Source organism: Burkholderia sp. AU33803 (assembly GCF_002223095.1).
Classification (GTDB): Bacteria; Pseudomonadota; Gammaproteobacteria; order Burkholderiales; family Burkholderiaceae; genus Burkholderia.
Map to the genome: position 1 here is coordinate 161,718 of NZ_NKFJ01000009.1, position 12,719 is coordinate 174,436.

Here is a 12,719-nt window from a genome sequence, read left to right on the forward strand (position 1 = left end):
TGCCGGTGCCCGTACGTGGGTCAATCCGGATCGGCTTTCAGCCCACCCTCGATCCACCGCGCTTCGGACGCGCGAAGGTGCGCGCGGATCGCCGTCTGGGCCGCGATCGGGTCGCCGGCCTGCAACGCGAGCAGCACGTCCTCGTGCTCGCGCACCGCGGCGGTCCAGGTCTGCGGATTTTCCGCGTGGCCGCGCATCGCGGTGGCGATCGGGTCGTGGCGGCTGTCGAACAGCTCGCCGACGAAGCGGGTGAGCACCGAGTTGCCGGCCGCTTCCGCGATCAGCATGTGGAATTGCCGGTCGGCTTCGACGGGGGATTTGCCGGCCTCCGCCAGCCGCTTCATGCGCTGCACCGTGCGGCGCAGCCGCTCGAGCATCGCGGCCGTCATTCGGGCCGCGGCCAGCGCGGCGACGCTGCCTTCGACGGCCGCGCGCGCCTGCATCAATTCCGACGGACTGTCGCCGAGCGTGGCGATCGGGCCGACCGCGTCGGCCGCCGTGTCGCGCACGTACACGCCGGAGCCCATCCGGATCTCGATCTGGCCGCCGATTTCCAGCGCGATCAGCGCCTCGCGAAGCGACGGGCGCGAGACGCCGAGCGTCAGCGCCAGCTCGCGCTCCGGCGGCAGCCGCTCGCCGATCGCGAATTCGCCCTGGCGAATCAACGCGACGATCTGGGCCGCGACGGATTGGTAAAGCCGCTTGGGTTCTGTCGATTTCATCCGATGGAGTGGGATCAATGCGCTTGGGGCGCAAGCGCGTGTCGCGGAGTCTATCACGCCTGCCGCATCGCCCCGTGTGGCGGCGGGTTCATCCCGATGTCCGGGTTTTCACGGTTGGTAAGATCAGATTGGAATAGTTAAATTGGCTTGACCAAAACAGGTTTGGTTGCTGTAATTCATCCGAATTGGACTGACCAGCGAGTGCCGAGGTCGATCCACCCCAAGGAGACGCAATGGCAATGCCTCGCAATCTGCCCGGTCAGGCCGCGCACGACGCAGCGGACCGGGAGATCCTGCGCCTGGACGGGATTCGCAAGCGCTTTCCGGGCGTCCTCGCGCTCGACGGGATTCGCCTCGACCTGCGCCGCGGCGAGGTGCACGCGGTGTGCGGCGAAAACGGCGCGGGCAAATCGACGCTGATGAAGATCATCAGCGGCCAGTACCTGCCCGACGACGGCGTCGTTCACTATCGCGGCGCGCCGGTGCAATTTCGTTCGGCTTCCGAAGCGCAGGCGGCGGGCATCTCGATCATTCACCAGGAACTCAATCTCGTCCCGCACCTGAGCGTGGCGGAGAACCTGTTCCTCGCGCGCGAGCCGCGGCGCGGCCCGTTCGTCGATACGAAACGCATGAACGCGGATGCGGCGCGCTGCATCGCCCGCATCGGGCTGAACGTGGCCCCGACGACGAAGGTCGGCGTGCTGTCGATCGCGCAGCAGCAGATGGTCGAGATCGCGAAGGCGCTGTCGCACGACGCGCGCGTGCTGATCATGGACGAGCCCACGTCGTCGCTGACGGAAGCGGAAACGGTGCAGCTCTTTCGCCTCATCGAGGAGCTGCGCGCCGACGGCGTGGCGATTCTGTATATCTCGCACCGGCTCGACGAAATGGCGCAGATCGTCGATCGCGTGACGGTGCTGCGCGACGGGCGCCACATCTCGACGGACGCGTTCGCCGACGTGAGCCTCGACGACATCGTCGCGCGCATGGTCGGCCGCACGCTCGACGACGCCTATCCGTCACGGCAATCGGTGCCGACCGACGAGGTGCTGCTCGACGTGCGCGAGCTGCGCCGCGACGGCGTGTTCGGGCCGGTGTCGTTCGCGCTGCGGCGCGGCGAGATCCTCGGTTTCGCGGGCTTGATGGGCGCCGGGCGCACCGAGATCGCCCGCGCGATCTTCGGCGCCGATCGCGTCGACGGCGGCACGATCGCGCTGCACGGGCGGCCCGTGACGATCCGCTCGCCGCGCGAGGCGATCCGGCACGGCATCGCGTATATGTCGGAGGACCGCAAGAAGGAGGGGCTCGCGCTGCCGATGCCCGTCGCGGCGAACCTCACGCTCGCGAACGTGCGCGGCATCGCGTCACGCTTCGGATTCCTGCGCTTCGACGACGAACTCGCCGTCGCGCGCCGCTACGTGCAGGACCTCGCGATTCGCACGCCGTCCGTGCACCAGCGCGTGCGCAACCTGTCCGGCGGCAACCAGCAGAAGGTCGTCATCGGCAAGTGGCTGTATCGCGGCTCGAAAATCCTGTTCTTCGACGAGCCGACGCGCGGCATCGACGTCGGCGCGAAATTCGCGATCTACGGGCTGATGGACCGGCTCGCCGCCGACGGCGTCGGCGTGGTGCTGATCAGTTCGGAATTGCCGGAGCTGCTCGGCATGACCGACCGGATCGCCGTTTTTCACGAAGGTCGAATGACCGCATTGCTCGACACGAAGCACACCAGTCAGGAGGAGATCATGCACTTTGCGTCGGGGCGTTCCCATGCTTGAAATGACATCCGATCGAAGCCAGGCCGACGAACGGGCGGCGCGACAGCGGCGGCGCGACCTGATCCAGAAGTTCGCGGCGCTGGGCAGCCTCGTCGTGCTCGTGTTCGCGTTCTCGATATCGAGCGCCGCGTTCTTCTCGGTCGACAACCTGATGACGGTCGGCCTGCAGGTCACGTCGATCGCCTACCTGGGCGTCGCCGCCACCTGCGTGATCATCACGGGCGGCATCGACCTGTCGGTCGGCTCGGTGCTCGCGCTGGCCGGCGTCTGCGCGGCGCTGCTGGTCAAGGCCGGCGTGCCGGTGCCCGCCGCGATGGCGGCCGGCATCCTGGTCGGCGCGCTGTGCGGGCTCGTCAACGGCATCTGCGTGACGCAGATGGGCCTGCCGCCGTTCATCGCGACGCTCGGCATGATGCTCGTCGCGCGCGGCATCGCGCTGCAGATCACCGGCGCGCGGCCGGTATCGGATCTCGGCGATGCGTTCGGCGCGCTCGGCAACGGCGCGCTGCTGCGGATCTCGCGCATCGGCGCGGACGGCTTTCCCGACACGACCTTTCCCGGCATTCCGTATCCGGTCGTGATCATGGTCGTGCTGTTCGTCGTGGTGTCCGTGCTGCTGTCGAGAACGTCACTGGGCCGCCACATCTACGCGGTCGGGTCGAACGCGGAAGCGGCCCGGCTGTCGGGCGTGAACGTGCAGGGCGTGAAGCTGTTCACCTACGTGCTCTCGGGCGCGCTCGCCGGCGTGACCGGCTGCGTGCTGATGTCGCGGCTCGTCACCGGGCAGCCGAACGAAGGCGTGATGTACGAACTCGACGCGATCGCCAGCTCGGTGATCGGCGGCACGTCGCTGATGGGCGGCGTCGGCACGATCTCGGGCACGGCGATCGGCGCGTTCGTGATCGGCGTGCTGCGCAACGGCCTGAACATGAACGGCGTATCGAGCTTCATCCAGCAGATCATCATCGGCGTCGTGATCCTCGGCACGGTGTGGATCGACCAGTTGCGCAATCGCCGGCCCTGACCGGCAGCAAGCAGTCCCAACCAACGAGAAGCGGAGCGAGACATGAACAAATCCATCCTGCTGGCGGCATCGGCGTGCGTGTTCGCGGTATGCAGCGGCGGCGCGGTTGCGGCGGGCGGCGAGATCGCGGTGATCGTCAAGACGGTCAACTCGAACTACTGGCAGAACGTGCAGAAAGGCGCGAAGGCGGCGCTCGACGGCGCCAAGGGCTACACGATGACGTTCCAGGGCCCGGCGGCCGAGTCCGACATCAGCGGGCAGGTCAACATGGTCGACAACGCGGTCACGCGTCACGTGGCGGGCATCGTGCTCGCGCCGTCCGATCCCGATGCGCTGGTGCCCGCGATCAAGAAGGCGTGGGAAGCGCACATTCCGGTCGTGCTGATCGATTCGGCGATCGCGGATGCCGGCAAGCCGTACTACCAGGCGTTCCTGTCGACCGACAACGAGAAGGCGGGCGCGCTGTGCGCGAAGGCGCTGATCGACCGCGTCGGGCAGTCCGGCAAGATCGCGATCATGTCGTACGTGCCGGGCGCGGGGTCCGAGGTCAGCCGCGTCGGCGGGTTCCGCAAGTACATCGAGAGCCATTCGAAGCTGCAGGTCGTCGGCCCGTACTACTCGCAGTCGCAAATGGCGACCGCGCTGAACCAGACGACCGACGTGCTGTCGGCGAACCCGGACCTGAAGGGCATCTTCGGCGCGAACGAGCCGACCGCGGTCGGGATGGGCCGTGCGCTGAAGCAGTCGGGCAAGGCGGGCAAGGTGGTGGCGATCGGGTTCGACGGCAACGAGGACCTGCAGGGCTTCGTGCGCGACGGCACCGTGCAGGCGATCGCCGTGCAGGGCTCGTGGCAGATGGGGAACCAGGGCGTGCGCACGGCGCTCGACGTGATCGAGCGCAAGCCCGCGCCGAAGCTGATCGACACCGGCGTCGTGATGGTCGACAAGCAGAACCTCGATTCGCAGGCGGCGAAGAACGTCCTGTACTGATCGCCCGTGCCGCTCTCACGCATCGAGTCACCACTCATGAACGCACACGATACGCGCACCTTGCCGCGCAGCGGGCTGACGGTGTCCGCACTCGGCCTCGGCTGCTCGCAGCTCGGCGGCCTTTATCGGCCGATGTCGGCCGCCGATGCCGCTGCGCTCGTCGACGCCGCGTGGGCCGCCGGCCTGCGCTATTTCGACACCGCGCCGTATTACGGCTACACGCTGTCCGAGCGGCGCGTGGGGGCGGGCCTCGCCCCGCGCGAGCGCCGCGCCTTCACGCTCAGCACGAAGGTCGGGCGGCTGATGCGGGCCGACGCGAGCGTGCGGCCGGGCGACGACGGCTGGGCCGAGCCGCTGCCGTTCCGGCCCGTCTACGACTACAGCTACGACGGGATCATGCGCTCGCACGACGACAGCCGGCAACGGCTCGGGCTCGCGCGGATCGACATGCTGTACGTGCACGACATCGGTGCGATGACGCACGGCGAGCGTCACGCGCACTACTGGGACCAGTTGACGCGCGGCGGCGGGTTTCGCGCGCTGGATGCGCTGCGCTCGGGCGGCGAGATCGGCGCGTTCGGTCTCGGCGTGAACGAATGGGAAGTCGCGGCCGACGCGCTGAACGAAGCGGCGCTCGATGCGGTGCTGCTGGCCGGCCGCTATACGCTGCTCGAACAGACGGCGCTCGAGCCGCTGCTCGACGCGTGCGCCCGTGACGGGACGGCGATCGTGATCGGCGGCGTGTTCAATTCCGGCCTGCTCGCCGGCAACGGCAAGTTCAACTATGCGGACGCGAGCGCCGCCGTGATCGACAAGGCGACGCGGCTCGGCGCGCTGTGCAACCGCTTCGACGTGCCGCTTCCCGCCGCGGCGTTGCAGTTTCCGTTCGGCCATCCGGCCGTCGTGTCGTGCGTGGTCGGCGCGCGCAGCGTGGCTCAGCTGGCGCAGAACATCGCCTGGTTCGAGCGCCCCGCGCCCGCCGAGCTGTGGGAGGCGCTGCGCGACGAAGGGCTGATCGACGCGCATGCGCCGGTGCCGGGAGCACGCGCATGACCGCACGGATCGACGCCCATCAGCATTACTGGCGCATCGGCGCGCGGGCCGGTTGCTGGCCGCCGGCCGAACTCGCTGCGATCCACCTGGATTTCGGCCCCGCCGATCTGGCGCCGCTGCTCGACGCCGCGCGCATCGATACCACCGTCCTCGTGCAGTCGCTGCCGAGCGAAGCCGACACGCGCTTTCTGCTCGATCTCGCGGCCGAAACGCCGAGCGTCGGCGCGGTGGTCGGCTGGGTCGACCTGAAGGCCGACGACGCACCCGCGCGGATCGCGGCGTTTGCGTCCGCGCCGAAGGCGCGCGGCTTGCGACCGATGCTGCAGGATCTGCCCGACGACGCGTGGATCGACGATCCGCGGCTGGATCGCGCGGTCGCCGCGATGCTCGAGCACGGGCTGCGGTTCGATGCGCTGGTGATGCCGCGCCATCTCGATGCGCTGCATGCGTTCGCGCGACGCCACCCGGATTTGCCGATCGTGATCGATCACGGCGCGAAGCCGTTCATCGAGCGCGGCGAGATGCAGCCGTGGCTCACGTCGATGCGTCGACTCGCGCACCTGCCGAACCTGCATTGCAAGCTGTCCGGCCTCTGGACGGAGGCCGGGCCGTCGGCCGGCCCGGATGCGGTGCGCGCGCGCACGCGGCCGTATGTCCAGGCGCTGGCCGACCTGTTCGGGCCGACGCGCTTGATGTGGGGCAGCGACTGGCCGGTGCTGCGGCTGGCGTCGGCGTGTGGCGGCTACGACGAATGGCTGGCCGCATGCGAGGACGATGTCGCGCAGTCGCTCGGCGCCGCGGCGCTCGACGGCCTGTTCGGCGGCAACGCGCGCCGCTTCTACCGGATCGACACCGCACGCCACGACGAATGAACCCGAACGAAAGGAAACCGACATGCTCAGCGTGATTTGCGAATCCCCCGGCGTGCTGCGCGTGCAGCAGCGCGAGCTGCCCGTGCGCGGCAGCGGCGAAGTGCTGTTGCGCGTGCAACGGGTCGGCATCTGCGGCACCGACCTGCACATCTACACCGGCAACCAGCCGTACCTCGACTATCCGCGCGTGATGGGCCACGAGCTGTCGGCGGTCGTCGTCGAGGCGGAACCGGAGTCGGGGCTCGGCGCCGGCGACGCGGTGTACGTGATGCCGTATCTGTCGTGCGGACACTGCGTCGCCTGCCGGCACGGCAACACGAACTGCTGCGTGAACATCAAGGTGCTCGGCGTGCATCGCGACGGCGCGCTCGCCGAATACCTGAGCGTGCCCGCGCGGTTCGTGCACAAGGCCGACGGCATTTCGCTCGACCAGGCGGCGATGCTGGAATTTCTCGCGATCGGCGCGCATGCGGTGCGCCGCGCGGACATCCGTGCCGGGCAGCGCGCGCTGGTCGTCGGCGCCGGGCCGATCGGCATGGCCGCGATGATCTTCGCGAAGCTGCGCGGCGCCGACGTCACGTGCCTCGACACGCGGGCCGACCGGCTGGCGTTTTGCCGCCAGCATCTGGCGGTCGATGCGGCGGTGGAGGTGGGGGAAGGGGACGCAGAGCGTCTCGCGTCGTTGACGAACGGCGAGTATTTCGATGCGGTGTTCGATGCGACGGGCAACCTCGATGCGATGAATCGCGGGTTCGAATTCGTCGCGCACGGCGGCAAATACACGTTGATCTCGATCGTGCGCGGACACGTCGCGTTTTCGGATCCCGAATTCCACAAGCGGGAAACCACGCTGCTCGCGAGCCGCAATGCAACGGCCGAGGATTTCGCGACGGTGCTCGACGCGATGCGCGCGGGGCGCATCCCCGACCGCGCGCTGAACACGCACCGGATGCGGCTCGACGAGGTGCCGGACGCGTTGCCGCGTCTGCTGGATGCCGGGCAGACCGTCGTGAAGGCGCTCGTCGAATGCTGATCCGTCGAATCCGGCACGCGGAGCGCACGACATGGTGACGCCGCCGATCCTGCAGTTCGGCACGAGCCGCTTCCTGCTTGCGCACGTCGACCTGTTCGTCTCCCAGGCGCTGGACGCGGAGGAGGCGATCGGCGGCATCGGCATCGTGCAGACGACCGGCAATCCGGCGAGCCGCGCCCGCATCGACGCGTTGCGCGCCACCGGCCGCTATCCGGTGCGGATTCGCGGGCGCGAGCGCGGCGGCGTGGTGGACGAAGTCGTCGAATGCCGCGCCGTGCAGCGCGCGTGGGCCGCCGAGCGCGACTGGGCGGACATACGCGGCGCCGCGATCGACACGGTGCGCGTCATCGTGTCGAACACCGGCGACGCAGGCTATCGCGCTGACCCACGCGACGCCGCGGACCTGCTGGATCACCCGGAACACGCACCGCACGGCTTTCCGGCGAAGCTGCTCGCGCTGCTGCATGCGCGCTGGCAGGTGCGGCCCGATGACGGCGTGTCGATCCTGCCGTGCGAACTGGTGACGAACAACGGCGACACGCTGCGCGACATCGTGCTGGGCCTCGCGCGCCAGTGGCGGCTGCCCGACGCGTTCGCCGACTATCTGGGCAACCGTTGCACATGGGTCAACTCGCTCGTCGACCGCATCGTGTCCGAGCCGCTGCATCCGGTCGGCGCGATCGCGGAGCCCTACGCGCTTTGGGCGATCGAACGGCGTGCGGGCATGGCGCTGCCGTGCCGGCACGCGCAGATCGTCGTCACCGACGATTTGCGCAGCCACGAGCGCCTGAAGCTGTTCTTCCTCAATCTCGGGCACAGCTGGCTCGCGGAGCAGTGGCTCGCGGCCGGGCGCGATGCAGCGCAAACGGTGCTGGACGCGATGAACGATGCGCGGCTGCGCGACGGGCTCGAGGCCGTGTGGCGCGATGAAGTCGCGCCGGTATTCGTGGCGCTCGGTTTGCGCGAAACGGCCGAACGCTACGTCGACAGCGTGCGCGAGCGCTTGCTCAATCCGTTTCTCGCGCATCGCATCGCCGATATCGCGGTCAACCATCGCGAGAAAGTCGCGCGGCGGATCGCGCCGCTGCTCGCGCTCGCGGATTCGCTCGCGTTGCCGGCCGAACAACCGCGGTTGCGGCAACTCGTCGCCCGCCATGAACCGGCGGCCGGCGCTCCGGCGGCCGGCATCGCAATGACAGGGAGAGAGGCATCGTGAAGCAACCGGCAATCGTGATCCTTCACGGCAACGACAACGTCGCCGTCGCGCTCGATGCGCTGGCGCCCGACGTGCCGATCGACGTGCGCGGCGCACCGCTGCAACCGGCGGACGCGATACCGGCCGGCCACAAGGTCGCCACCGCGCCGATCGCGCGCGGCGGCGCGATCGTCAAATGCGGGCAGCCGATCGGCGTCGCGCTGCGCGCCATCGCCGCGGGCGAGCACGTGCACGTGCACAACGTCGGGATGCCGGAGGAGCATACGCACGACGGCGGCCCTGCCGACGACGCGCATGAGGTCGAGACGGATCGCCGCGATACCTTCGACGGCTTCGTGCGGCCCGACGGCAGCGTGGGGACCCGCAACTACGTCGGCGTGATCGCCAGCGTCAACTGTTCGGCGAGCGTGTGTCATGCGATCGCCGATGCGTACCGGCACGGCGCGCTCGATGCGTTCGGCCACGTCGACGGTGTCGTCGCGATCACCCATCAGAGCGGCTGCGGCATGTCGGCGACCGGGGACGGCATCGAGCTGCTGCGGCGCACGCTCGTCGGCTATGCGCGCAACCCGAATTTCGCCGGCGTGCTGCTCGTCGGCCTCGGCTGCGAGGTCAACCAGGTCGGCGCGCTCGCGCAACGGCTCGACGCGGCGGCGCCCGGCACCGTGCGCACGCTGGTGATCCAGGACGAAGGCGGCGTGCGCGACACCGTGGCCAAAGGCGTGTCGATCGTGCGCGAACTGGTGGAGGCGGCCGACGGCGCGCGTCGCAGCGCCGTGCCGGCCTCGCGGCTGACGGTCGGCCTGCAATGCGGCGGGTCCGACGGCTACTCGGGCATCACCGCGAACCCGGCGCTCGGCGCGGCCGTCGATCTGCTGGTCCGCAACGGGGGCACCGCGATTCTTTCCGAGACCCCCGAGATCTACGGTGCCGAGCATCTGCTGATTGCGCGGGCGGCGTCGCGCGACGTGGCCGAGCGTCTGCTCGGCCGGTTGCAGTGGTGGGCGCGCTACGTCGCCGACAACGGCGGCGAAATGAACAACAACCCGTCGCCCGGCAACCTCGCCGGCGGCATCACGACGATTCTCGAGAAGTCGCTCGGCGCGGTGTCGAAGGGCGGCCGCTCGCCGCTGCGCGCAGTCTACGACTATGCGGAGCCGGTACGGCAAGCCGGGCTCGTGTTCATGGATACGCCCGGTTACGACCCGGTGTCGGCCACCGGGCAGATCGCCGGCGGCGCGAATCTCGTGTGCTTCACGACGGGCCGCGGTTCGGTGTTCGGCTCGAAGCCGGTGCCGACGATCAAGATCGCGACGACGACCGGCCTGTTCGAGCGAATGCAATCGGATATGGATTTCGACAGCGGCGGGATCGTCGCCGGCGCGCTCTCGGTCGGCGAAGCGGGCGAGCGGCTGTTCCGGCTGATGCTCGACGTCGCATCCGGGCGGCTGTCGCGCAGCGAGGAGAACGGTATCGGCGACCGCGAATTCGTGCCCTGGCTGCGCGGCGCGGTCATGTGACGCGCGACGCGGTGTACGGCCGCCCGCGCAATCGGACTGGGAAGGAGACGTTGCGATGGAAACCATCATGCGCAAGCCGGCGACCGGCGAAGCCGGCCGCGGCGATCAGCTGTCGGAACTGGAGAAGGGCTTGCTCGGCGAGGCGCTGCGCTTGCTTGCCGAGACGCGGGCGCGTGCGCTGGAACTGTGTGTGGAGGTGAACCGGCGACAGGGCGGCGCCACGCCGGATGTCCACGACTTCAACCTGCCGACGATCATCGAGCTGCAGCGGCGCTTCGGTACGCGGTCTTGCCCGTCGTGCGAAGCCGGCACGGCGGCGCCTGCGCGCTTCGCGTGAGGCCAGGCTCGGGCCCAAGTCCAAGCCCCAAGCCCAAGCCCAAGCCCAAGCCCAAGCCCAAGCCCAAGCCCAAGCCCAAGCCCAAGCCCAAGCCCAAGCCCAAGCCCAAGCCCACGCCCACGCCGAAGCCGAAGCCGAAGCCGAAGCCGAAGCCGAAGCCGAAGCCGCCCTTGGGCGGCGCCGTTGCGGGATCGATCTTCGCTGCCGGCTACGCCGCCGACAGCGTGACCGACACGCCCGTTGCGGTATAAACCGGCGTGGCCTTGAACCCGTCGACCGTCACCGTCGAGAACTTCGCGGCGGTCGCCGCGCCGTCGATCAGCGCGATGGTGTCGCCGGCCTTCGGCGTGTAGCCGTTCACGAATTTCACGTGCAGCGTGCCGCCCGTGACGGTGAGCGGGCCGCCCACGCGCAGGCGTCCGCCGCCGTTGCCGTCGATGTCGAGTTCGAGCGTCGTGTTGTCGAGCTGCGTATAGCGGGTCGCGATCGTCACCGGTGCATTTGCCGCGATCTTCACGCCGCCGCCCGAGCCGACGTACACGTCGCCGTTGCCGAACGCCGTCGTCGACGCGGCCGCGAGCGTGCCGCCGCTCACCTGCGTGCCGCCCGTGTAGCGGTTGTTGCCCGCCAGCGTCAGCGTGCCGCTGCCTTGCAGCGTCAGCTTGCCGGCGCCCGCGACGTCGTTGCGCCACAGGTCGGCCGCATTGAGCCCGCCCTGCGACGCATCCATCGACACGACCACGTTGCCGTTGAACGTGCCGTAGCCGTCGGCGGCCGCGAACAGGTTCAGGCGCCCCCAGCCTTCCGCATCGTCCATGACCGGATAGCCGGACGGCACTTCGGTGGTCTTCAGCACGACGCGCCGCTGGTCGGCGCTCAGGTACGGGAAGCGCGTCTGCAGCAGGATCTCCGCGCCCTTCGGCACGACCGGCGGCGCGTCCGTCGATTCGAGCGCGCCGAAGCCGAACGTCATGCGGCGCAGGAACGCGGCCTTGTTCGTCGTGTAGTCGGCGAACCGGTCGGTGGCCGTCGTGCCGGAGTGGGCAAAGGCGGAGAAGGTCGTGGCGCTGGTCCCCGTCAGTTGTTGCAGCGTCTGATGGGCTTGCGTGTACGCGGCCTGCGCGTCATTGGCGTACGCGGTCAGGTTCGCCGCGCTGACGGCCAGCGCGAGCATGCGGCCGCCGATCACGTCGAGCGGCGAATGCATGCCGGCGAGGATCCGGTTCTCGCCCAGTTCGAGGCCGCGGCTGACCATTTCCTGGAAGCGTTCCGGCACGAGCCACGCCATCGTCGTCGCGTCGCGCACAGCCTCGGCCGTGTGGCCGCTGATGAAACCGCCGTCGGTCGCGGGCGTCGTGCTTTCGGCCGGCACGAGCGTCGGCGCGACGATCACGCTCGTGCTCCAGCGGTACGGGCGCGCATATTTGAAGAAGCGCTTCGACGGTTCGGTCGACGCGTTGTTGCCCATTTCGTTGAGCAGGTCGACGACCTTCCCGAAGCTGGCGTTGCCGCTGCTGCTGCCGACGCCGACGTTGTTGCCCGAGTCGTTGTACAGCACGGTCGTCGCATCGGCGGGCACGCTGGTGATGCTGGTCGTCTGCTGGGCCGCGGTGCGCCACGCGGCGGTGAGCGGGCCCATGCCGTCGGTCACGCTGTAACCCTTGCCGCGCCGGTCGTCGTAATACGCGGCATCCGCCTGCTGCGACGTGCGGGCGGTTGTCGCGTTGACCACGTACTGCACGTTGGCCGACAGCACCGCATCGTTCAGGATCGTGCCGCACGACACGCCGCTGTTCGGCAACCCGGAGCAGGTCGACGGCGAGATGGCCGGAAACGCGCCGTTTGCCGGCGCGCTCACGCCCGCATCGACCAGCATCGTCGCCGGCTGCCAGAGATCGAGGAAGCGGCTCAACACGCGCACCGCGGCGTTGGTCGACAGCGTCGCATAGCGTGCATCGCCGCGCTGGTTGGTCGCGACGTTGTCGACGAACGCGGGCGCGCTCGGGATCGGCGCGCTGTCGACGAAGCCGGGGTCGGCGGGCGGCGCGGGAACGGCCGCCGCCAGGGTGCTGGTCGACGTGACATCATCGCCGCCGCCGCACGCAGCCAGCACGATCGCACTCGACAAGGCTGCGACGTGCAGCGGGAAACGGCTTCGTGACGCAAACATGCAA

The 12,719-nt window shown here is 69.3% G+C and carries 11 protein-coding genes; 9 read left to right on the forward strand and 2 right to left on the reverse strand.

The genetic code is table 11. The features are described 5' to 3' along the window. Nucleotides 1-20 precede the first annotated feature (20 nt). The gene (locus CFB41_RS35370) at nt 21-722 is read right to left on the reverse strand and encodes a FadR/GntR family transcriptional regulator (RefSeq protein ID WP_089443879.1); all 702 of its coding nucleotides are present in this window, start codon (nt 720-722) and stop codon (nt 21-23) included. Between the two features lie 233 nt (nt 723-955). Between CFB41_RS35370 and CFB41_RS35375 the strand changes: the two genes are divergently transcribed. From CFB41_RS35375 to CFB41_RS35415, 9 genes are read left to right on the forward strand one after another with little or no spacing between them, the layout of a single operon-like run. Beyond that, on the forward strand, nt 956-2,500 hold the full coding sequence (locus CFB41_RS35375) for a sugar ABC transporter ATP-binding protein (RefSeq protein WP_089459889.1): 1,545 nt from the start codon (nt 956-958) through the stop codon (nt 2,498-2,500). Further along, nucleotides 2,493-3,524 (forward strand): ABC transporter permease, encoded by a 1,032-nt coding sequence (locus tag CFB41_RS35380; protein WP_011549867.1) that lies wholly within the window; start codon nt 2,493-2,495, stop codon nt 3,522-3,524. The genes CFB41_RS35375 and CFB41_RS35380 overlap by 8 nt, the downstream gene beginning before the upstream one ends. Nucleotides 3,525-3,566: 42 nt before the next feature. After that, entirely contained in the window at nt 3,567-4,514 is a 948-nt protein-coding gene (locus tag CFB41_RS35385; RefSeq protein WP_089459890.1) for an ABC transporter substrate-binding protein, read from the forward strand. A gap of 36 nt (nt 4,515-4,550) precedes the next feature. After that, nucleotides 4,551-5,567 (forward strand): aldo/keto reductase, encoded by a 1,017-nt coding sequence (locus tag CFB41_RS35390; protein ID WP_089459891.1) that lies wholly within the window; start codon nt 4,551-4,553, stop codon nt 5,565-5,567. Continuing rightward, nucleotides 5,564-6,439 (forward strand): amidohydrolase, encoded by an 876-nt coding sequence (locus tag CFB41_RS35395; protein WP_089459892.1) that lies wholly within the window; start codon nt 5,564-5,566, stop codon nt 6,437-6,439. The genes CFB41_RS35390 and CFB41_RS35395 overlap by 4 nt, the downstream gene beginning before the upstream one ends. Before the next feature lie 22 nt (nt 6,440-6,461). Continuing rightward, complete coding sequence (locus tag CFB41_RS35400; RefSeq protein WP_089459893.1) at nt 6,462-7,472, forward strand: zinc-binding alcohol dehydrogenase family protein; 1,011 nt, start codon at nt 6,462-6,464, stop codon at nt 7,470-7,472. A gap of 34 nt (nt 7,473-7,506) precedes the next feature. After that, entirely contained in the window at nt 7,507-8,688 is a 1,182-nt protein-coding gene (locus tag CFB41_RS35405) for a D-mannonate oxidoreductase (RefSeq protein WP_089460129.1), read from the forward strand. Further along, on the forward strand, nt 8,685-10,208 hold the full coding sequence (locus tag CFB41_RS35410) for a UxaA family hydrolase (RefSeq protein ID WP_089459894.1): 1,524 nt from the start codon (nt 8,685-8,687) through the stop codon (nt 10,206-10,208). The genes CFB41_RS35405 and CFB41_RS35410 overlap by 4 nt, the downstream gene beginning before the upstream one ends. 55 nt (nt 10,209-10,263) lie before the next feature. Beyond that, nucleotides 10,264-10,545, forward strand: coding sequence for a hypothetical protein (locus CFB41_RS35415; protein ID WP_089459895.1), 282 nt, complete (start codon nt 10,264-10,266; stop codon nt 10,543-10,545). Nucleotides 10,546-10,753: 208 nt separating this feature from the next. On the opposite strand, the gene CFB41_RS35420 is transcribed toward CFB41_RS35415, so the two are convergent. Further along, entirely contained in the window at nt 10,754-12,715 is a 1,962-nt protein-coding gene (locus tag CFB41_RS35420; RefSeq protein ID WP_089459896.1) for a phosphatase PAP2 family protein, read from the reverse strand. Nucleotides 12,716-12,719: the final 4 nt, after the last annotated feature.